At 39.9% G+C, this 20,959-nt stretch carries 17 protein-coding genes; 11 read left to right on the top strand and 6 right to left on the bottom strand.

All coding sequences use genetic code 11. From position 1 onward, the window contains the following. Positions 1 to 39 precede the first annotated feature (39 nt). Both KJK34_RS03815 and KJK34_RS03810 read left to right on the top strand, forming a co-directional pair. Entirely contained in the window at positions 40 to 1,827 is a 1,788-nt protein-coding gene (locus KJK34_RS03815; protein ID WP_223052527.1) for a DEAD/DEAH box helicase, read from the top strand. 80 nt (positions 1,828 to 1,907) lie between these two features. Next, positions 1,908 to 2,672: a carboxypeptidase-like regulatory domain-containing protein gene (locus tag KJK34_RS03810; RefSeq protein WP_223052526.1), complete on the top strand. Its 765-nt coding sequence runs from the start codon at positions 1,908 to 1,910 to the stop codon at positions 2,670 to 2,672. Here KJK34_RS03810 and KJK34_RS03805 read toward each other — a convergent pair. Then, on the bottom strand, positions 2,669 to 3,334 hold the full coding sequence (locus KJK34_RS03805; RefSeq protein WP_223052525.1) for a TrmH family RNA methyltransferase: 666 nt from the start codon (positions 3,332 to 3,334) through the stop codon (positions 2,669 to 2,671). The genes KJK34_RS03810 and KJK34_RS03805 overlap by 4 nt on opposite strands. Before the next feature lie 56 nt (positions 3,335 to 3,390). Between KJK34_RS03805 and KJK34_RS03800 the strand changes: the two genes are divergently transcribed. From KJK34_RS03800 to KJK34_RS03790, 3 genes are read left to right on the top strand one after another with little or no spacing between them, the layout of a single operon-like run. After that, positions 3,391 to 3,924 carry an RNA polymerase sigma factor gene (locus tag KJK34_RS03800; RefSeq protein ID WP_223052524.1) on the top strand — a complete coding sequence of 178 codons (534 nt, stop codon included), beginning with the start codon at positions 3,391 to 3,393 and terminating at the stop codon, positions 3,922 to 3,924. Then, entirely contained in the window at positions 3,921 to 4,709 is a 789-nt protein-coding gene (locus tag KJK34_RS03795) for an anti-sigma factor (protein ID WP_223052523.1), read from the top strand. Before KJK34_RS03800 ends, KJK34_RS03795 begins: the two co-directional genes overlap by 4 nt. 6 nt (positions 4,710 to 4,715) lie before the next feature. After that, entirely contained in the window at positions 4,716 to 5,411 is a 696-nt protein-coding gene (locus KJK34_RS03790) for an SIR2 family NAD-dependent protein deacylase (protein WP_223052522.1), read from the top strand. A gap of 63 nt (positions 5,412 to 5,474) precedes the next feature. Here the strand turns inward: KJK34_RS03790 and yajC are convergent, their stop codons facing one another. The 4 genes from yajC to KJK34_RS03770 all read right to left on the bottom strand — a co-directional run bounded on the left by yajC (position 5,475) and on the right by KJK34_RS03770 (position 8,399). Beyond that, entirely contained in the window at positions 5,475 to 5,762 is a 288-nt protein-coding gene (yajC, locus tag KJK34_RS03785; RefSeq protein ID WP_223052521.1) for a preprotein translocase subunit YajC, read from the bottom strand. Between the two features lie 5 nt (positions 5,763 to 5,767). After that, a complete protein-coding gene (locus KJK34_RS03780) occupies positions 5,768 to 6,250 on the bottom strand; it encodes a DUF1573 domain-containing protein (RefSeq protein WP_223052520.1) in 483 nt (160 codons plus the stop codon). Positions 6,251 to 6,269: 19 nt separating this feature from the next. Continuing rightward, positions 6,270 to 7,175 (bottom strand): transcription antitermination factor NusB, encoded by a 906-nt coding sequence (nusB, locus tag KJK34_RS03775; RefSeq protein WP_223052788.1) that lies wholly within the window; start codon positions 7,173 to 7,175, stop codon positions 6,270 to 6,272. A 120-nt stretch (positions 7,176 to 7,295) separates the two neighbouring features. Continuing rightward, complete coding sequence (locus KJK34_RS03770) at positions 7,296 to 8,399, bottom strand: Glu/Leu/Phe/Val dehydrogenase dimerization domain-containing protein (RefSeq protein ID WP_223052519.1); 1,104 nt, start codon at positions 8,397 to 8,399, stop codon at positions 7,296 to 7,298. A gap of 194 nt (positions 8,400 to 8,593) precedes the next feature. On the opposite strand from KJK34_RS03770, the gene KJK34_RS03765 reads away from it, so the two are divergent. Beyond that, on the top strand, positions 8,594 to 10,354 hold the full coding sequence (locus tag KJK34_RS03765; RefSeq protein WP_223052518.1) for an ABC transporter ATP-binding protein: 1,761 nt from the start codon (positions 8,594 to 8,596) through the stop codon (positions 10,352 to 10,354). 71 nt (positions 10,355 to 10,425) lie between these two features. Continuing rightward, the gene (locus tag KJK34_RS03760; RefSeq protein WP_223052517.1) at positions 10,426 to 10,797 is read left to right on the top strand and encodes a PUR family DNA/RNA-binding protein; all 372 of its coding nucleotides are present in this window, start codon (positions 10,426 to 10,428) and stop codon (positions 10,795 to 10,797) included. A gap of 72 nt (positions 10,798 to 10,869) precedes the next feature. Here KJK34_RS03760 and KJK34_RS03755 read toward each other — a convergent pair whose 3' ends face one another. Next, positions 10,870 to 11,406 (bottom strand): hypothetical protein, encoded by a 537-nt coding sequence (locus KJK34_RS03755; protein WP_223052516.1) that lies wholly within the window; start codon positions 11,404 to 11,406, stop codon positions 10,870 to 10,872. A 372-nt stretch (positions 11,407 to 11,778) separates the two neighbouring features. Here KJK34_RS03755 and KJK34_RS03750 point away from each other — a divergent pair, with 372 nt between their 5' ends. The 4 genes from KJK34_RS03750 to KJK34_RS03735 all read left to right on the top strand — a co-directional run bounded on the left by KJK34_RS03750 (position 11,779) and on the right by KJK34_RS03735 (position 20,949). Next, positions 11,779 to 13,194 (top strand): T9SS type A sorting domain-containing protein, encoded by a 1,416-nt coding sequence (locus tag KJK34_RS03750; RefSeq protein ID WP_223052515.1) that lies wholly within the window; start codon positions 11,779 to 11,781, stop codon positions 13,192 to 13,194. 161 nt (positions 13,195 to 13,355) lie between these two features. Then, on the top strand, positions 13,356 to 16,160 hold the full coding sequence (locus tag KJK34_RS03745) for a helix-turn-helix and ligand-binding sensor domain-containing protein (protein ID WP_317196860.1): 2,805 nt from the start codon (positions 13,356 to 13,358) through the stop codon (positions 16,158 to 16,160). Between the two features lie 246 nt (positions 16,161 to 16,406). Further along, on the top strand, positions 16,407 to 19,463 hold the full coding sequence (locus KJK34_RS03740; protein ID WP_223052514.1) for a SusC/RagA family TonB-linked outer membrane protein: 3,057 nt from the start codon (positions 16,407 to 16,409) through the stop codon (positions 19,461 to 19,463). A gap of 10 nt (positions 19,464 to 19,473) precedes the next feature. Continuing rightward, the gene (locus tag KJK34_RS03735) at positions 19,474 to 20,949 is read left to right on the top strand and encodes a RagB/SusD family nutrient uptake outer membrane protein (protein WP_223052513.1); all 1,476 of its coding nucleotides are present in this window, start codon (positions 19,474 to 19,476) and stop codon (positions 20,947 to 20,949) included. Positions 20,950 to 20,959 lie beyond the last annotated feature (10 nt).

Raw genomic sequence — 20,959 nt, 5'->3', positions numbered from 1 at the left:
GCTAATAAACAGTACCTTTGCAGCTATTTTAAATTTTATATGAAAAAATTCGAAGAATTAGGATTAAATGAGTCGCTACTGAGGGCGATAGGAGATCTGGGTTTCGAGACCCCGAGTGAAGTACAGGAAAAGGCGATTCCCCTATTATTGGAAAAAGATACCGATATTGTAGCGCTGGCACAAACAGGAACGGGTAAAACCGCAGCGTTTGGCTTTCCGCTTATACAGAAAATAGATGCTGATAACAGGAACACACAGGCATTAATACTTTCGCCAACACGCGAACTTTGCCTGCAGATTACCAACGAAATAAAGCTTTACAGCAAGTATATAAAGAGCCTGCATACTGTAGCGGTATATGGTGGTGCGAGCATTACAGAGCAGGCGCGTGAGGTTAAACGCGGTGCACAGATAATTGTTGCCACACCGGGCAGGATGCAGGACATGATTAACCGTGGCCTTGTAGATATATCAAAAATTGATTTTTGCGTGCTTGACGAAGCAGATGAAATGCTTAACATGGGCTTTTATGAAGATATAGTATCTATACTTTCTACAACGCCCGATGAAAAATGCACATGGCTTTTCTCGGCAACCATGCCGCAGGAAGTAGCCCGCATAGCTAAAGAGTTTATGCGCAAGCCGCTTGAAATTACGGTTGGCCATAAAAACTCGGGCTCATCTACAGTATCGCATGAGTTTTATATGGTAAATGCGCGTGACCGTTATGAAGCGCTTAAGCGCCTTGCCGATGCCAACCCTGATATTTTCTCGGTCATATTTTGCCGTACAAAACGTGATACACAGGTAGTTGCCGATAAGTTGATAGAAGACGGATATAACGCAGCTGCACTTCACGGAGATTTATCTCAGGCGCAGCGCGACTCTGTAATGAAATCATTCCGTAACAGGCAGATACAAATGCTTGTTGCTACCGATGTAGCTGCAAGAGGTATAGATGTTGACAACGTTACCCACGTTATTAACTATCAGTTGCCGGATGATATAGAAACCTACAACCACCGCAGCGGGCGTACAGGCCGTGCCGGTAAGCTGGGTACATCTATAGTTATTATAACCAAAAGCGAGATACGCAAGATATCTGCTATAGAAAAGGTAATTAAGCAAAAGTTTGAAGAGAAAACAATACCTTCAGGTATAGAGATTTGCGAAATTCAGCTTTTCCACCTTGCCAATAAAATAAAGGATGTAGAAGTTGACCACGGTATAGATTCTTACCTGCCTGCCATATATGAAGTACTCAAAGATCTTTCTAAAGAAGAACTTATCAAGAAAATGGTATCAGTAGAGTTTAACAGGTTCATTAACTACTACAAGAAAAACCGCGACCTTACCGCACAAACTGCCGGTAAAGACAGGAAAGATGCATCTGGCTTTAGCAGCGATGGCGGTGCAGTTCGCTACTTTATCAATATAGGTTCCCGCGATGATTTTGACTGGATGACCCTTAAAGACTTTTTACGCGACACACTTGGCCTGGGCCGTGATGATGTGTTTAAAGTGGATGTAAAAGAAGGTTTTTCTTTCTTTAATACCGATGCAGAACATGCCAATGCAGTATTAGATACACTTAACAGCATGCACCTTGAGGGCCGCAGGATAAATGTAGAGATATCTAAAAACGACGGTGGCTCTAACAACCGCCGCCGCGACCACAACAACAGGGGTGGCAGGAGAAGCGAATCTTTTGGCGGAGGCAATAAAGGCGGAGGCCGTAAAGAGGGTTCTTTTGAACGCAGTTCAAGAAGAGGCGAAGGTCGTGAAGGGCGAAAAGGCTCTGGCGACAGAAGGCCAAGAAGAGGATAAAATAAAATATTTCCTCATAATTGCATACTAACTACAAAATATCGCGTTTGTTTATTACTTTTACATTACATAAACATTCAATGAGGTATTTTGTAGTTTTTTTGCTTATGCTCGTTTCCGGTGCTGTTTCCGCACAGAAAACGCAGTCGGTTACGGGAACAATTGTTAACGATGGCACACTACTGCCCGTTGCCCATGTTAATGTAATCAATATTAATAAAGTTAAAGGTACTATTACCGACGACAGAGGTAATTTTACCATAGAAGCAACGGTTAATGACACGCTTCACCTTTCGCTTGCAGGCTATCAGTCACTTAAAGTAAGGGTAACTAACGACTGGATTAACAGTGCCACTTCTACAAAAATACCGTTTACAGAACGTGCCTATACACTTGAAGAGGTAGTCATCAACAAGTATGACCTTACCGGCTACCTGCAAATAGATGCCAAGCTCGCCCCTATCAAAGAACCTGATTACCGTTATAACATTTCCGGTTTACAACTGGGTTATGAGGGCGGAGAGTACTCTCCCGGAGCCTTTAAACGTATTTTAAGCTCAGTATTTAATCCCGCAGACCTGTTGCATAACACATTTGGCAAAAAGCCTACAGAGATGCGCAGGCTGAGAGAAATGAAAAAAGACGACACCGTGCGCAATGTGCTCGCCTCTAAATTTGACAGGGAAACCCTTGCCGCACTTCTTGGTGTCAGCAAAGATGAAATTGTCGAGATACTGGAGCGATGCAACTACTCCGAAGCATTTATAACCACTGCAAATGATTTGCAGATCATGGATGCTATAAGCGGGTGTTATGAAGAGTATAAAGCCCTTAACCGCAACTAAACTGTTTCAAGATATTTATGGGTAATATAATCTATATCCTTTATAGATTTACGGGTCCAGTCGATACGCTTTTCCAAAATTTCATCTTCAGTCAGTTTCCAGTCAATACCTGATTTTCGCAATCTACTTGTAAGGTTCTGTATTACTATGGCTGCAGAAGATGATATATTAATACTCTCTGTAAAACCCACCATAGGTATTTTTAAAAAGCCGTCGGCCTGTTGCATAACGGTATCGCTCAACCCCATTTTTTCTGTCCCGAAAAATATTGCAGAACGCTGGCTGATGTCAAAATCATCCATCAGGCAGGAATCATTATGCGGAGATGTAGCTATAATTTTATAACCCTGCTGTTTTAATGAGTCAATACAGGTTTGCGCGCTGGCATGCCTGTTAACATCTACCCACTTTTGCGCGCCAAGTGCAATTTCCTTGTCAATTTTTTTGCCGTATTTTTCTTCTATAACGTGCATTTGCTGAATACCAAAAACCTCGCATGTGCGCATAACAGCGCTTGTATTATGAAGCTGAAAAACATCCTCTATTGCTATAGTAAAATGCCTTGTGCGGCTTTGCAGTATCTCAATAAACTTATCCCTGCGGTTTTCGGTAATAAACGTTTCAAGATAGGCCAGGTATTCTAAATCAGAGGTATTTTTCATTTTAGGTGTTAATGTTAAAAAACTTTTCTAAATTAGGGGTTCTTAAAACCAACCTAATGACACAGGAAGAATTACTGGTGCAAATTTATAAAAAAGACAGCAATGCCTTTACCCTGCTGTATGATATGTACTCTAAAAGCCTTTACGGCATTATTTTTAATCTTATAAAAGATAAAGAAGAAAGCGAGGATGTACTGCAGGAAGTATTTGTAAAAATATGGAAAAACCTTGACAGCTATAATGACGGCAAGGGGCGCTTTTTTACATGGATACTAAACATAGCGCGAAATGCATCTATAGACAGGCTGCGGTCTAAAAGCCACAATAACAGCAAAAAAAACCTATCTGCTGATAACTTCGTACATATATTGGACCACAATACCTCCGTAACTAACAAGATAGACGCCATTGGCATCAAAGAGTTTATCAATAAGCTAAAACCGAAATGCATTAAGCTTATAGACCTTCTCTTTTTTAAAGGCTACACCCAGCAGGAAGCGAGCGAAGAGCTTGAAATACCGCTGGGCACGGTGAAAACGCAGAACAGGAACTGCATTAACGAATTAAGAAACATTTTACAGGTACAATGAACAGTGAAGAATTAATAGCATCCGGAACTCTTGAACTTTTTGTTTTCGGGTTGCTTACGGAGGCCGAAAACGAAGAGATACAGCAAATGGCGAAGCAGTACCCGGAGGTGCAGTCGGAAATTATTGCCATAGAAAAAGCTGTGGTAAACCTGTCTTACAGCATATCGCCAAACCTGTCTGCAGAAAACTACAACAGGATACGCGAAAAACTAATTGAAAGGGAAAATGGCGTGGTTACTATGCAAAGCAGGCGCAGCGTTGCGCCTTATCTTGGCTGGGCAGCCGCGGCAGTACTTATGTTTGGTATTGGTGTACAATATTACCAATATAGCAAAGTGAGCGAAGAAGCACAGCAGGCAAATGCAGAGCGTGCTAAGTTTGAACAAATGGTAGCAGGTTTGCAGCGCGATAACTCGCAAACCGAAAGAGCGCTTAATATGCTGCGTGCCAAAGAAAGCAAAGATGTATTGCTGGAGGGCCAGCAGATAGCACCCGATGCCTATGCAAAAGTATATGTTAACGATACCTATGACGAAATTTATGTAGATATAGCCGGGCTTCCTGAACCTCCTGAAGGAAAGGTATATCAGGTATGGGCACTAAAGCTTAACCCTATGACTCCTACCAGTATTGGCGTGCTTGATACTAAAGATGCCAATGCTGCCAAAGGAATATACCGCGTGGAGAACTTTGAAGGCGCCGAAGCGTTCGGGATTACACTCGAGCCTGCAGGCGGTAGTGTTGCCCCTACGCTTGAGCAGCTTTATACACTGGGTAAAGTATAATGGCAAATGAATAAAAAACTTGTAGTACTTAGTGGCGCGGGAGTAAGTGCTGAAAGTGGTGTTGCTACTTTTCGTGATGCCGGCGGACTGTGGGAAGGACACGATATTATGGAAGTGGCTTCTCCCGAAGGTTTCAGGAAGAATCCTGCACTGGTACTCGACTTTTATAATAAAAGGCGCAGGCAGCTTTTTGAAGTGGAGCCCAACAAAGCCCATAAAATTATTGCCGGACTTGAAAGTGATTTTGATGTTACAGTAATAACACAAAATGTTGACGACCTGCACGAGCGTGGCGGAAGTACAAACGTGCTGCACCTGCATGGTGAGCTGTTAAAAGCCAGGTGCACTACTAATGAATCTGCTGTTATTGACTGGAAGGAAGATATCATGCAGGGCATGATGCACCCTGAAACGGGAAAGCAGCTAAGGCCGCATATTGTTTGGTTTGGTGAAGCCGTACCCGCTATTATGCCTGCCATGGATATTGTAGCGATGGCTGATATAGTGATTGTTATAGGCACATCATTACAGGTATATCCCGCAGCAGGGCTTATAGATTATGCGAAACCGGAAACACCTGTTTTTTATATAGACCCAAAGCCTGCCCATATACCTAACCTGCGCAACCCACTTGAGGTATTGCCCATGACGGGTAGTGAAGGTATGGAGGTAGTAAAGGAAAAACTGAAAAGCTATTTGTAATTAGCAACTTTTATAAAATAAAACACCAGCTTAGCAGCTGGTGTTTTTTATAAGTACAAGAACTTATGCTTCTTTTTTAGCCGGGGCGTTAAGCTTTTGGCTTAGCTCAAGCGAAATAGCCGAACGTTCCATTTTTAGCCTTCCGGCCATTGTTTCTATAACTACAGTATCGTCGGCAATTTCCAGTATTTTACCGTGTATGCCGCTTTTTGTGATTATCTTATCCCCTACTTTAAGGTTCTTTTCAAATTCCTTTTCCTGTTTCTGCCTTTTTTGCTGTGGCCTTATCATAAGGAAATAAATAACCACAAACATTAAAATTAAAGGTAAAAAAGATTGTATCTGTTCCATTTAAATTATTTGGTTTTAGGAGAAGCGGCGCCTATACCTCCGCTTTTAGGCTTAACGTTAGCAGTAAAGTTTACTACTTCTGTACCTTTCTCGGTATTTGCTGTTATAGTAACAGATTTGTTCTGGTTTCCTGTTTTACCGGCAGAATTAAAAGATACTTTAACCTCGCCTGTTTCGCCCGGGGCTACAGCAGTTTTAGTATAGCTTGGCACAGTACAGCCACAGCTTGCTTTTGCATTGCTAATAACAAGGTCAGAGCTTCCTGCATTGGTAAAGGTAAAGGTGTGCTCTACAGTTTCACCTTCGTTAATATCGCCAAAGTCATGCTCGGTTTCATCAAACTTCATTACGGCCACCTTGCCTGCCTCTGCATGTGCAAGCTCGGCTTCTTTTGCTGTTTTGTCGTCAATGCGCAAAGCGGCATTATCTTTACACGATACCAGTACTAAAGATGCTATGGCAAACATAGCTGTTGTCTTTTTTAACATAGTTTCAGTTTTTTAAATTTTACATTAAACCGCGTCCGGTCTTTACTAATTTATTATTGTTCTGATAATCCTTTACAAGGTTATCGAGAATTCCGTTGATAAAAATACTACTTTTTGGCGTAGAATATTCTTTAGCTATCTCAAGATATTCATTAATAGTTACCTTTACAGGTATAGATGGGAATTTAAGGAATTCGCATATTGCCATTTTCAGTATTATGGCATCAACCTCCGCAATACGCTCTGTATCCCAGTTCGGGGTTTTATCTATAAACTCCTTTGCCAGCTCAACTTCGTTTAAAACTGTTTTACGGAAAAGCGCTTTTACAAAATCTTTGTCGTCTTCATCCTTATACAGCCTTGGCACAAAAAAGTTACCATCGGGCTTTATCATTTTAAGCTGTTTGGCTATCAAAGTATTTACCAGCGGAATATCATCTACCCATGTAAGCTTATAATCTTCAAGATACTCATACAGCTTTTCATCAGGTGCAATAACCTCAGTGTAAAGCTCAGCAATAAAATCCTTGTCTTCCTCAAAGTCATTTTCCCTGTTGTGCATGTATTTATTATACACTTCACTGTTCTTGATAGCATCCAGCAGTATTAGTATATAATCGTCATTCAGCTTCCAGTTATTAATTTTCCTGTCAGCCAATGCTATACTTAGTGAATTGTTTTCATCCAGCAATAACAAAACCTTATTGTTGATAAACTTGCGGTTAGGATTACGCTCCTGTGGTGTGGCAAGGTGCTTTTTAGAAGATTTTTCGATGTAATCTTCTTCGCTGTTCCTTAGCTCTACGAGCGCTGAAAGCAATATAAGATACAGGTCGCGGATGTTTTCTATGCTTTGAAACAAGAATTTTTCCTCTTTTTCCAGATTGTCTGAATCATTTTGATGCATGGCATAAATAGACTGCATCACCTTAACCCGAATATGTCTCCTGTTTAACATCCGACTGAAAGAACTGTTTAAAAATTAAAGAAGCGAAAGAGATTTTCTTTCGCTTCGCAAAATTATAAATAAATATTTTTATAGCTGTTATTTAGCCATTTCTTTTTTCCTGTCATCTACCCTCTTTTGGGCAACAGACATTGCAGCCTGTTGGGTAGTTAAGCCGTTAGCCTCTGCAAAGTGGAATATTTCAAGCGTAGTGTTGTAAATATTCTCAGTCCTTTTTATTGCTTCAGCTTTATCATAGCCAACAATCTCTGCATACACATTTATAATACCACCGGCATTGATAAGGAAATCAGGCGCATAAAGTATACCCTTTTCCTGAAGCAGTTTGCCGTGTACTTCTTCGTTGGCAAGCTGGTTATTTGCAGCACCGGCTATTACTTTAGCTTTCAGCCTTTGTATTGTTTCATCATTTACAGTTGCACCAAGCGCACACGGAGCGTAAATGTCAACATCGGCACTGTAAATATCTTCGCCTGTATAAACATGCGCACCATATTTACCGGCTACATCCTGCATTTTTGCTTCGTTAATATCTGTAACATAAACTACAGCGCCTTCCTGAGTTAGGTAGTTTATCAAGGTTTCGCCAACGTGGCCTGTACCCTGTACCAATACTTTTTTGCCATCAAGCTTATCAGTACCAAACTGGTGCATTGCAGCAGCCTTCATACCCATATAAACACCGTAAGCCGTTACAGGCGACGGGTTGCCTGAGCCACCTTTAGCTTCAGATATACCTGTTACATAAGGAGTAACTTCCCTTATAATATCCATGTCAGGTGTAGTTGTACCTACATCTTCTGCAGTTATATATTTTCCGCTTAGCGAGTGGATGAACTGCCCGAACCTGGTCATCATCTCAGGTGTCTTGTCAGCCTTGGCGTCACCGATTATCACAGCTTTACCGCCACCAAGGTTTAACCCTGAAATAGCAGACTTATATGTCATCCCTCTTGAAAGCCTTAAAACATCATTCAGCGCCTCCCATTCATTCGCATACTTCCACATCCTGGTACCTCCAAGTGCCGGCCCTAAAACCGTGTTATGGATACCGATTATTGCTTTTAATCCAGTATCTTTGTCATGACAAAAAACGATTTGCTCGTGGTCATTAAAAGAAGCCTGGCCAAATACAGGATCAGCTTTCGTAAGGTCGTTAGCTTTAATAACTTCTGCTATCATGATAATAAGTTTAAATTGAAATTTATTCAAAAACAGGATACAAAAATACACATATATTTAAGTTACAGCAATATAAATGCGTTTTTTTGTATATTCTATAATTTGACACGTGCTTTAAAGAAGTTATAAAGACGAGACAGTTAATTATAATTTAACAATAATTTAATATTTTAAACCGATATTAAAAAACAACAATGAAAGAACTTCAGTATTTAAACAAATATTTTGTAAAATATAAATATCAATTTTTTCTAGGGATATTCATTACTATAATTGCACAGATATTCTCCTTATTTACTCCGGAGCTGATTGGAGATTCGATAAAAGCGATAGAAGAATACCACCAGCAGGATGCTATCAGTGCAGACGCTATAAAGAGTGAGCTATTAAGAAACATCCTCCTTATTGTAGCAACCACGCTTATTGCGGGAGTGCTTACTTTCCTGATGCGGCAGACACTAATAGTAATGTCGCGCCACGTGGAGTTCGACCTGAAAAATGAAATTTTTTACCATTACGAAAAACTTTCCCAGAGTTTTTACAAGCGCAACCGTACGGGCGACCTTATGAACCGCATTAGCGAAGATGTGAGCAAAGTGAGGATGTATGTTGGGCCGGCGGTTATGTATGCTTTGAACACCATAATCCGTTTTGCGGTGGTAGTTACACATATGTACATTATATCGCCTAAGCTTACGCTTTATACGCTCCTGCCCCTGCCTGTATTATCATATAGTATTTTTAAAATCAGTACCGAGATAAACAAGCGCAGCACACTATACCAGCAAAACCTTTCTAAGCTATCTACTTTTACTCAGGAGATGTTTTCGGGCATACGGGTAATAAAAGCCTATGCGCTGGAAGGGCAAAAGCAAGCTGATTTTACTGCACTATCACGTGACAGTAAAGACAAGAACATGAGCCTTGCAAAAGTAAATGCCCAGTTTGGCCCGCTAATGATATTGCTAATTGGTATCAGTAACCTTGTGGTTATTTATGTAGGCGGAATGATGTACATTAACGGCAGCATTCCTGATATTGGTGTAATTGCCCAGTTTATTCTTTACATTAACATGCTTACCTGGCCTGTAGCGTCTTTAGGGTGGATATCGAGCATGGTGCAGGAAGCCGAGGCTTCTCAGAAAAGGATTAATGAGTTCCTGAAAACTGAACCTGACATTAAAAATAATACCGAAACACACAGCCCCGTAATGGGCGAAATTGCCTTTAACAATGTCACCTTTACTTATGAAGATACCGACATTACAGCCCTTAAAAATATATCTTTTAATGTAAAAAAAGGCGAAACGCTTGCTATCTTAGGCAAAACAGGCTCAGGAAAATCTACAGTTCTGTCACTTATCAGCAGGCTGTATGATGTGCAGCAGGGCAGCATAACCATTGATGGGGAAAATATAGAAAAAGTAAATCTTAACGATCTGCGAAACAGCATCGGGTTTGTGCCACAGGATGCATTTTTGTTTTCTGACTCTATAAAAAACAATATTAAATTCGGCAATGAAATGGCTACCGATGATGAAGTGGTGGCTGTTGCAAAGCAGGCTGTTGTACATCATAATATTGTGAGCTTTACCAAAGAGTATGAAACCATACTCGGCGAAAGGGGCATAACCCTTTCGGGCGGGCAAAAACAAAGGGTATCTATAGCGAGGGCACTTATAAAGGATGCTCCTATACTATTGCTTGACGACTGTCTTTCGGCTGTAGATACAGAAACAGAGGAAGCTATATTAAATAACCTGCTGGATATTTGCAAAGACAAAACCACGATAATTGTGAGCCACAGGGTGTCATCAGCTAAAAATGCTGATAAGATCATTATTTTAGAGGACGGAAAGATACTTCAGCAAGGCACTCATAATCAACTGGTAAATGAAACCGGTTATTATAAAGAGCTTTACCTTAAGCAACTTTCTGAAAAAGAAATAGACTAAATTGTTGGATTATTTAGATTTTTTTTAGATTTTTGGTTGCTACATAAACCATATAAAAGAAACGAAGGATTATGAGAGAAAATGATATGCTTGAAAAGGAAGAAATCTTTTCTAAAGTTTTAAGGGCAGGCAGAAGGACATACTTCTTTGATGTAAGAGCAACCAAGGCTGAAGATTACTACATTACAATTACAGAGAGCAAAAAATTTACTGAAGAAGACGGCTCTTTCCACTTCAAAAAGCACAAAATCTACCTTTATAAAGAAGATTTTGCAGCCTTCAGGGAAATACTTGACGAAATGACATCTTACGTTTTAGAACATAAAGGCGAAGAGGTAATTTCGGAAAGGCACCAAAAAGATTTTCGCAAGTTATTTGGCGATAAAGCTGAAGAAACGATAGGTACAGAAAGCTTTACAGATGTAAGCTTTGAAGATATATAAATCAAAAAATGATTTACAAAAAGCCCGGTTTATAATAAACCGGGCTTTTTGTTTACTATTATTTCTTTGAATCTATAAAATATCTGTTTGCTGCTTTTTAAAAGTATAGCTTATAGAACCATTGGTTAAATGTATTCTGCCTCCTTGTGCAGTATCGGGCAGGTCAGCTAATACATACCTTAAATGAAGACCTTTATTATCCCTGCAGAACATTAAGTTTTGTTCCTCGCCATCTTCGTCGGTGTAAAAAGCTATTATAAGAGCTTCATCTCCATTTTGCTGCTTTGCTTCCCACCTACCTTCATACGTAAATTCAGTACAATTATATTTCCCTTTATCTGCATCTGCTTTACTGCATACATACAAAAAAGAACCATTATCACTCAATACAATCCTGCCTGAACTATAGCAGCCAGATTCAGATAACAAATCAGTATTTTTTGCACCATCACCATTTATATCCACTGATACGCCTGATATAACAGATTCAATACTGTATACTCCCGGTATTATATTGTCTGTCGCTATTGATGAGGCATCCGCAACAGCACCTGTATCTGAACAGGAAAAAAGAAAAGAAATTATAAACAGGCAGAAAAAGCTTTTCATATCGGTATGTTTTTTACACTTCAGCAAAGCTATTTACATTTTGAAACGCAATATTTTAAGGATTAGTTAATTGAATTTTATTTAACAAATTGATTAAAAAGATTTCATGTTAAGTCGTAATTAATAAAAATCATTCCCTCAACAATTGCCGCATATTAGCTTATTTACCTATACATTACTACAACATTGAAGTGTAAAAGGTTTAAATTGATGAAACAACAATTATATATATCTTAATAAGAAGGCTTAAAACATAAGCATTCATCAATCATTTAGGTGAATAATTACGGTATGTAGAGTTTCTATATAGGTTTATATAATTACAACGATTTCGTTGTTTGTTAATTTTATAAAAACTTAAAACTGTCACTTATGAAATTAAAATTACCTGTAAACAAATTTGCAACAGCAGCGGCAATTTTAGGATTGTCGTTAATGGGTTATACTGCAACAGCCCAAACCAATATAACTGTTGATGCGGAAGACGCCTGGGTTGGTGGTATGAATGTATATAACCTTGATGGTACTTATGCATTTTATAATGAATGGGGCCTTGCTGATGTAAAAACTGAAATTAACGTTGCTGAAAATACCATCAGTTTATTTCCTAACTACAACACTTATAATACTGCCGACCCGTACTGGACGAATCCTGACGGAAGCGGTAATAAAATTACCGAAGGGCTTACAATGATTATTAATGATGCTCTTGTAGGTGAAGATGTTACTTTTAGCGGGACTGTAGTTAGCAACACTCTTGTCAGCGGTTATGAGGCAAAAGCTTTTGTAAAAGTATTAGATGGTAACTGGCAAACTATTGCTGAAGATATTGTTACACTTTCTGAGCCTGGAAACTTCACCCTTGAACTTAATACTTCAGATTATCCTGCAGCAGTACATTTTCAGTACGGTTTTATGGTAACAGGTGTTAATGCCAATCCTGCGGATATGGAGGCAAACGGATTTGTTGTTGTTACAGAAGGTGAACCACAAATTACTGAGCCGGAAACCGTAAACGTAACATTAGCTCCGAACACCACCCAGACCATTAATGCTTATGCTAACTGGTACCAACTTGACGGTACTACATACGAAAGCGGAAACATATGGAGCCTTGAAGAGCTTAAAACGGAAATTGATACTGAAAATAATACTTTTATATTATACCCTAACTTTAATACTTACGGAGACGGTACAGATCCTTACTGGGCAAACGGCGAAATAGGTAATAAAATTTTTGAAGGTAACACTTATGTGGAGGATAACACCCTTTTAGGCCAAAATGTAGTATTTAGCGGATATTGTGTTAGCAACACACTTGCAGACGGATATGACGGTGTTGCTTTTGTAAAAGTAATGACGGCTGATTATCAACTTCTTAATTTTACTCCTACTGCGCTTGTTACAGGAGAGTCTTTTAATATTAATGTGGATATTGCAGATTTTCCAACGGCGGCATTTGTACAGTATGGTTATGCTGTAACAGGTCTTAATGCAAACCCTGATCAAATGGAAGCTTTAGGCAATGCAATTGTTTCTGCCGAAGCACTAAGTGTTAATGAAGTAGTTAAAAACAAAGCTGTAATTTATCCTAACCCAACATCAGGTACACTTAACATTGCTGTAGATGGCACTGTAGAGAAAGTATCAATATTTAATATGATGGGGCAAAAGGTAATGGAAACATCCGGTAATATAGTAGATGTTACTGCACTAAACAGCGGTATGTATGTTATCAGCACCACAGTAAACGGTAAAACTGCTACATCACGTTTTGTGAAAAAATAAAGAGTAATTGTTTTTCATGCTAATGTTAAAACCGCCCTGTGTAGTAAAGGGCGGTTTTTCTTTATTGTTAAGGTACTGTTTTGCAAAAACAAGCAGTACTGTCTTAAAATTCCGATTTTTCGGGTATATTCGTAACTATATTGCTAATAAATTGTATCGCTTTGTTTAAAAGACTTTTTTACATACTTGCTCTATTCGGTTCATTAACCCAAACATTTGCGCAGGACCTGCCGCCTATAATTAAATATAATACCGGAATATATAATGCTGCTAACCAGAACTGGATGATAACCCAGGACAGCCAGCAGTATATGTACTTTGCCAATAACGATGGGCTGCTGGAATATAATGGCAATACGTGGACGTTATACCATACACCTAACGAAACCATTATGCGTTCGGTAAAGGCAATAGGTAACCGCATTTATACAGGGTGTTATATGGAGTTTGGATACTGGGAAAGGCAGCCTGATGGTACACTCAGGTACTTTTCTTTAGGAAAGAAAATCAAAAAAAACATACTGGATGATGAACAATTCTGGAATATAGCACAATATGACCATTGGGTAATCTTTCAGTCATTAAACCAGATATTTATCTACAATACTAAAGATGAAAGCTTCAGGATAATAAAATCAGAGGCGGGTATCAACAAGGTATTTACCGTTGCCAACACCATACTGTACCAAACATTCGGCACCGGGCTGTATGAAATAGAAAACGGCAAAAGCAGGCTGGTTTCTGACCATCCTGACATTAAAGGGAATAAAATAGTAAACATTTTTTCGCGCAATGAATGCCTGCTGCTGCAAACACAGTATAACGGTTTTTTTGAGTATTGTAATGGCATTGTCACCCCCTGGCAAACCGAAGCGGACTTTGCGCTTAAAAACAGCAGCATATACAGCAGCCAAATGCTTAGTGATGGTACCTTTGCATTAGGTTCAGTATCAAACGGTATCTTTATATTGGGGCGCAACGGCAGCATAAAATACCACATCACGCAAAACAAAGGGCTTAGTAATAATACTGCCTTATCATTATATGAAGATCATGACAAAAACCTATGGGTAGGCCTTGATAACGGCATAAACTGCATTAACCTGCAATCACCGGTAAGAAGCTTTGTAGATGATACCGGCTTTTTAGGAACTGTATACGCTTCTGCCTATTATGACGGATTACTTTATATAGGCACCAACCAAGGGCTTTTCTATAAACCCTATGCCTCTGAAGAAGACTTCAGGTTTATAAGCGGAACCAAAGGGCAGGTATGGTCGCTGTTCACGCATAATGGCTCCTTGTTTTGCGGACACGATTCGGGTACTTATGTAATTTCAAAAAATACGGCGAGGCACGTGTTTACGGCTTCAGGTACCTGGAAGTTTGAAAAGCACCCATCTGACCCAAACCTGTTGCTGCAGGGTAATTACCACGGTATATCTGTACTTGAACTGAGCAACGGCAACTGGAAATTCCGTAACTGGATAAAGGGCTTTGATTATTCCAGCAGGTATTTTGAAGTTGGCACCGGCAATAATATTTATATCAGCCATGAATATAAGGGAGTGTTCCGTGTCACCACAGATGAAAATTATACAAAAGCAAAGCAGTTTTATACCTACACATCTCCCACCAAAGGCAAAAATGCAAGCCTTTGTAAATATAACGGCAATATTTACTATGCATCAAAAGACGGCATCTTCAGGCTTGATACCAGGAAAAGGGAATTTGTAAAAGATAAAAGTCTTTCTAAGATATTCCTGAAAGATGAATATACATCGGGCAAGCTGACTGCTGATAATTCTAACAGGCTTTGGTTCTTTACAAAAAACTATATCAACTATTTTACAGCCGGTAAGCTTAACAGCGAGCTTAAGCACAATGTAATACCCATACCCTCTACTCTTACCAACTCTATGGTCGGGTATGAGAACATCACACAAATATCACACAATACCTATCTTATTGGTACTACAGATGGTTATTATACTATTAATCTTAACGACCTCAAATTCAATTCTTATAATGTAGCTATTACCAATATTGCCAGCAATGCACTAAACGAAAATGCGCGGCATGTACCAATTACAAACAATGGCAGCTTTGGTTATAAAGAGAATAACTTTACCATATACTATTCAGTCCCTGAGTATAACAAGTACATAAATGCAGAATTTCAGTATATGCTGGAAGGCATGCAAAACCAGTGGAGTGAATGGAGCACGAGGCCTTTTATTAATTTTAAAAACCTGCCGCCCGGCAATTACACCTTTAAAGTAAGGGCCAAAACAGGTAATTCGTTATCGCCGAACACAGCGCAATATCAATTTACTATTAACAAACCGTGGTATGCTACAAACGTTGCCTTAATTATATACCTGATTCTCGCTGTAATAGCCGCTTATTTTATCAACCGGGCGTATAAGAATTACTACCATCGCCAAAAAGAAAAACTTATTGAAGAAAACAGGCGCCAGCTCGAAATTAAAGAACTTGAGAATGAGCAGGAGTTGATGAAAATTAAAAATGAACAGCTACAGCAGGAGTTTGAGAACAAAAACCGTGAGCTTGCTGTATCTACTATGAACCTCATCAAAAAGAACGAGCTTCTTTCGATGATAAAGGATGACCTTAAGAAAACAAATGATGGCGACAGGAACATAAAATCGGTTATCTCGACCATTAATAAAAATATTAATGAAGATGATACCTGGGATATGTTTAAAGAAGCATTCAATAATGCAGATAAGGACTTCCTGAAAAAGGTTAAGAACCTTCACCCTTCACTTACCCCGAATGATTTAAGGTTGTGCGCCTATTTAAGGCTGAATTTATCTTCAAAAGAAATTGCTCCGTTGCTTAACATTTCTGTAAGAAGTGTGGAAATCAAGCGATATCGTTTGCGCAAGAAAATGGATCTCCCTCACGAATTAAGCCTTGTAGAGTATATTTTGTCGCTCTAAGCAACTACAACATTTAACATTTACACCTATACATTACCTATACAAAGTATAGTTTTACAAGGTTTTCGTAAGGATTTAGTATGCTGAATTTAACAGCTATTATCCTTGTCAATCCTCATGTACAAGCCTTCTTCATAAAAATATATTAAAAAATTACAGGATGTATATTTTTTGTAAAGGTTGTTTTTCAATCATTAAAATTATATAAGCCTAATTTTAAAATATCACAAAAAACAATTTATCTATATGAAGTCAAAACTATTCTTAATTGCCTTTCTGTTGCTCTCGGCATTTGGGTTTGCCCAAAATGCAGAGATTACCGGAACGGTAAATGAAGCGGCAACCGGATTGCCTATGCCCGGGGTTAACATAACCGTAAAAGATGCTACCATCAGTACCGTTACTGATATAGATGGTAACTTCAGCATTTCGGTACCATCGGGTTCTACCCTTGTATTTAGCTTTATTGGCTTTAATACACAGGAGCGGGTAGTAAACAACAGCGAAAACCTTACCATTTCGCTTACTGAAAATGCAAAAACACTTGATGAAGTTGTACTTATTGGTTACGGCTCCCAGAAAAGAAGAGAAGTAACCGGTGCCGTGGGCGTAGTAGATAATGAAGTTATAGAAGACCTTCGCCCTGTTAAAATAGAGCAGGCATTACAGGGTACTGTTAGTGGTGTAAATGTAACTACACAATCGGGCGCTCCGGGTGCAGGCCTAGATATCCGTATTCGCGGTATCGGCACCAACGGCGATGCTGCTCCGCTTGTTTTAATTGATGGAAACATTTCAAGCCTTAGTGATATTAACTTTACTGATATAGAAAGTATAACGGTACTTAAAGATGCCCAGACAGCTATATATGGTGCTGCCGGTGCAAACGGTGTTGTTTTGGTAAAGACAAAACAGGGAAGAAAAAATACCAAACTAAGTATAAGCTACAATGGTTACATTGGTATGCAGGAAACAACACGAAAACTGCCTTTGCTTAATGCTACCGAATATGCACTGTTATTAAATGAGGCTTATGCCAACAACGGGCAGCCGCTACCCTTCCCTAACGTTTCAGGTCTTGGCAGAGGAACCGACTGGCAGGACCAGGTTTTTGATAAAGGTGTTCCAATCGTTCAGCATGACATAACGATGTCTGGTGGTGGTGATAAAGTTACCTACAGTATAAGTGGTTCTCACCTTGACCAGGATGGTATTGTGGGAGGCAGCAAATCGCACTACGACAGGAATACTTTCCGTATTGGTATGACAGCCGACCTGCTTGACAACCTTAAACTGAACACTAACGTAATATATATTGACATAAACAGGCAGTCGTTTAACGAGAACACATTGGGTTCTGTGCTGTTTAATGCCATAAATACTCCGGCTATATACAGCCCTTATGATGCAAACGGAGATTTTACAGTATTGCCAACAGGTAGTGCTGATGTACCGGGAAGTAACCTTGGTAACGAGATCATCAACCCGCTTGCACAGATAGCAAACACATTTAACGATTATGACTCGAAAAACTTTAAAGGTGTTTTTGAGCTTAATTATGATATTATCACCGACCTTACTGTTACAGGCCGTATGGGTTTTGATACGAATGAAGGCCGCGGAAGGACATTTAGCCCGCAGGTAAGCTATGGCGGTAAAGTATTTGACAACGTAAGAAGCCGTGTAGACCAAAACTCAATAAATGACAACAGCTACACTTTTGATGCTTACCTTACCTATAAAAAAATGCTTGCAGAAGCGCACAACTTTACTGTAACACTCGGTACTACTGTGTATAAGCAATTTGGCGAAGGTTTATTTGCAACCGGTTTTGATGTACCAAACAACTCCTGGGAATTTGCAGATATAGGCCTTACAACAGGCTTTACAGATGCAAAGACAGCAAGCTCATATAAATATGACGAAAGAAGGCTATCACACTTCGGAAGGCTGCAATATGACTATAAAGGACGCTACCTGGTGTCAGCAATGCTAAGGAGGGATACCTCAACTAAATTCGGCCCGGAAAACAGGGTGGCTTACTTCCCTTCCGTTACAGGTGGATGGATCATTTCCGATGAGCCTTTCTATGGCGAATCAGCAATACTTAACTTTGCCAAGCTAAGGGCAAGTTATGGTTTGGTTGGTAACGACAGAATTGGCGATAACGGCTATGTAAGCCTTCTTAACGGTGAGGCAACATATGTTATTGACGGACAACTTGTTAATGGTACTGCCGCCGGTGTGCTTGCAAACCCTTTCGTACAGTGGGAAGAAGCAAGAAAATTTGACGTAGGTGCCGATTTAAGGCTGTTTAGCGACAAGTTAGAAATAGTTGCCGATTATTTTGTAGATACTCGAAACTCGTTACTCGTACAATCACTTCCTGTATCTGACATTGTAGGTACGGGTGCACCGGGTAGTGGCTACCCAACTGTTAATGCCGGTAATGTTAGGAACAGCGGCCTTGAACTTGGCTTTACTTATAAAGACCAAATAGGCGAAGACTTTAATTTCAGGGCCTTTCATAACGTAACGTTTATAAAGAATGAAGTAACCGAAATAAACGGTACCGAATTTTTACAAGGTGGTGCTTTTGGTGTGGGCCAGCCGGCTCCTGTACGCATGCAGGTTGGTGAACCTCTTGGATATTTCTATGGTTATCAAACAGATGGTATCTTCCAGAATCAGGAAGAAGTTAACGCACACCCTTCGCAGGCTGCGCTTGGTGCAAATGCACAACCCGGAGATATCAGGTTTGTAGATGTTAACGGAGACGGTGTTATCAATGCAGATGACCGTACTAATATTGGTGACCCTATACCGGATGCTACAATGGGGCTTAACCTTCAGTTAGAATATAAAGGGATAGATTTTACAGCCTTTGTTTTTGCATCGCTTGGTAATGACATGGTGCGTAACTATGAGAGGAACCTGACTGACATTAACAGGATGAACTATGTACTTGACAGGTGGACCGGACCGGGTACCAGTAACTCTGTACCACGTGTAACTACAGGTGCGACATCAAATAATGTATTTTCAGATTATTATGTAGAGGATGCCTCATACTGCCGTATACAGAATGTGCAGCTTGGCTATACTATAAGCCCTGACTTTACTAAAAAAGCAGGTATTGATAAGTTAAGGGTATATGCAGGCGTTAATAACCTGTACACTTTTACAAAATACAGGGGCTTTGACCCGGGAGCTTCAAGTGGTGCCCCTCTTTCATCAGGTATAGACTACGGTTTTTACCCTGTACCAAGAACCTATATGTTTGGTGTAAACGTTAAATTCTAAAAAAGAAACAATGAAAAGAAAGATAATAACAGCCATTATGGCGTTCAGCATCATCTCGATGACCACAGTATCATGCGGTGATGATTTTATTGAAAGAGATCCGGTTTATACCATAGGCTCAGAAAACTATTTTAACTCCGAACAGGAATATTATAATGCACTAATAGGTGCTTATGACCTTTTGCAGTCAACTTATGCCAATGCCATTTTAGGTGAAATAGCGTCTGATAATACATTTGCCGGCGGTGAAAGCGCAACCGACGTTATCGGTTGGCAACAAATAGACCTAATGGCGCACACATCTGTTAACTCAAATCTACGTGATATCTGGAGGTGGATGTTTGCAGGCGTAAACAGGTCGGCTTATATACTGGAATTTAAGGACAAGACGGAATTTGAAGGACGTGAGCAGATTGTTGCCGAAGCACGTTTCCTGCATGCCTATTATAACTTTGAGCTTGTGAAATGGTTCGGTGCCATTCCGCTTAAAGGCGATGCAAGGTTTAAGCTTGGAGATGAAAAAACAGTACCGCGTTCTCCGGTAGATGAAGTGTATGCAAGCATAGAGTCAGACCTTTTAATGGCGATAGAAGACCTTGCACCTGAAGCCATACAGGTAGGCCGTGCCGATAAAGCAGCAGCACAGGCGCTTTTAGGCAAAGTGTACCTGTATCAGGGTAAATATGCAGAAGCAGCAGCTATCCTGGATAATGTAATAATGGATTACAACTTTACCCTTGTGGATGATTATGCTTCTATTTGGGAAATGGCAGGAGAAAACGGCCCTGAATCTGTTTTTGAAGTGCAATACACCGATGTTGAAGGTGCAGGCTTTGGCTGCCTTCAGTGTAGTGAGGGTAACGTAGCAGTAGGCTTCAGTGGCCCGCGTAACTACGAAGGGCCTCTTTATACATCAGGCTTCAGTTTTAATGTACCAACTCCTGAAGGAGCAGGCATTTTTGAAGAAGGCGACCTTCGTGAAGATGTGACTATACTGGACATGCAGGAGTGGAATGCTGAAACCGGTGCTACATATGGTCCGGGCTACAACGACACAGGCTTCTTCAACAGGAAGTACATTCCACGTACAAGAAGTGCAGATGCTGCAGGCGACCTAAACCTTACAAACCCTAACAATTACAGGGCTATACGCTACTCTGATGTATTGCTTATGGCTGCCGAAGCATATAACCGTGTAGGCAATGATGTAAAAGCAAGAGAATATCTTAATGAGGTAAGACGCAGGGCTTTTGGTGATACCAACCATGATATAACAGCTTCGGGCGAAACGCTTTACAGCTTTATACTGGAAGAAAGAAGAAGGGAATTATTTGGAGAAGGCCACCGCTTTTTTGATCTTGTAAGGACACAAAGAGCCGCTCAGGAAATAGACGGCTTTACGGCAGGTAAAAATGAGGTATTCCCTATACCAATCGAAGAAATAGAATTTTCTAACGGAAACTGGGAGCAAAACCCCGGCTATTAATAAAATAAAA

The organism is Flavobacterium coralii (genome assembly GCF_019891545.1).
Classification (GTDB): Bacteria; Bacteroidota; Bacteroidia; order Flavobacteriales; family Flavobacteriaceae; genus Flavobacterium; species Flavobacterium coralii.
The sequence above is the reverse complement of the archived record's forward strand: the minus strand, read 5'-3'. Positions and strand labels throughout refer to the sequence as shown.

Excerpts from the sequence above, each read along its gene's own strand:
- KJK34_RS03795 (WP_223052523.1), top strand. The coding sequence starts at position 3,921 with ATGAACAGTGAAGAATTAATAGCATCCGGAACTCTTGAACTTTTTGTT.
- KJK34_RS03790 (WP_223052522.1), top strand. The coding sequence starts at position 4,716 with ATGAATAAAAAACTTGTAGTACTTAGTGGCGCGGGAGTAAGTGCTGAA.
- KJK34_RS03800 (WP_223052524.1), top strand. The coding sequence starts at position 3,391 with ATGACACAGGAAGAATTACTGGTGCAAATTTATAAAAAAGACAGCAAT.
- KJK34_RS03765 (WP_223052518.1), top strand. The coding sequence starts at position 8,594 with ATGAAAGAACTTCAGTATTTAAACAAATATTTTGTAAAATATAAATAT.
- KJK34_RS03770 (WP_223052519.1), bottom strand. The coding sequence starts at position 8,399 with ATGATAGCAGAAGTTATTAAAGCTAACGACCTTACGAAAGCTGATCCT.
- KJK34_RS03735 (WP_223052513.1), top strand. The coding sequence starts at position 19,474 with ATGAAAAGAAAGATAATAACAGCCATTATGGCGTTCAGCATCATCTCG.
- KJK34_RS03805 (WP_223052525.1), bottom strand. The coding sequence starts at position 3,334 with ATGAAAAATACCTCTGATTTAGAATACCTGGCCTATCTTGAAACGTTT.
- KJK34_RS03755 (WP_223052516.1), bottom strand. The coding sequence starts at position 11,406 with ATGAAAAGCTTTTTCTGCCTGTTTATAATTTCTTTTCTTTTTTCCTGT.
- nusB (WP_223052788.1), bottom strand. The coding sequence starts at position 7,175 with ATGCAGTCTATTTATGCCATGCATCAAAATGATTCAGACAATCTGGAA.
- yajC (WP_223052521.1), bottom strand. The coding sequence starts at position 5,762 with ATGGAACAGATACAATCTTTTTTACCTTTAATTTTAATGTTTGTGGTT.
- KJK34_RS03780 (WP_223052520.1), bottom strand. The coding sequence starts at position 6,250 with ATGTTAAAAAAGACAACAGCTATGTTTGCCATAGCATCTTTAGTACTG.
- KJK34_RS03810 (WP_223052526.1), top strand. The coding sequence starts at position 1,908 with ATGAGGTATTTTGTAGTTTTTTTGCTTATGCTCGTTTCCGGTGCTGTT.
- KJK34_RS03760 (WP_223052517.1), top strand. The coding sequence starts at position 10,426 with ATGAGAGAAAATGATATGCTTGAAAAGGAAGAAATCTTTTCTAAAGTT.
- KJK34_RS03815 (WP_223052527.1), top strand. The coding sequence starts at position 40 with ATGAAAAAATTCGAAGAATTAGGATTAAATGAGTCGCTACTGAGGGCG.
- KJK34_RS03750 (WP_223052515.1), top strand. The coding sequence starts at position 11,779 with ATGAAATTAAAATTACCTGTAAACAAATTTGCAACAGCAGCGGCAATT.
- KJK34_RS03740 (WP_223052514.1), top strand. The coding sequence starts at position 16,407 with ATGAAGTCAAAACTATTCTTAATTGCCTTTCTGTTGCTCTCGGCATTT.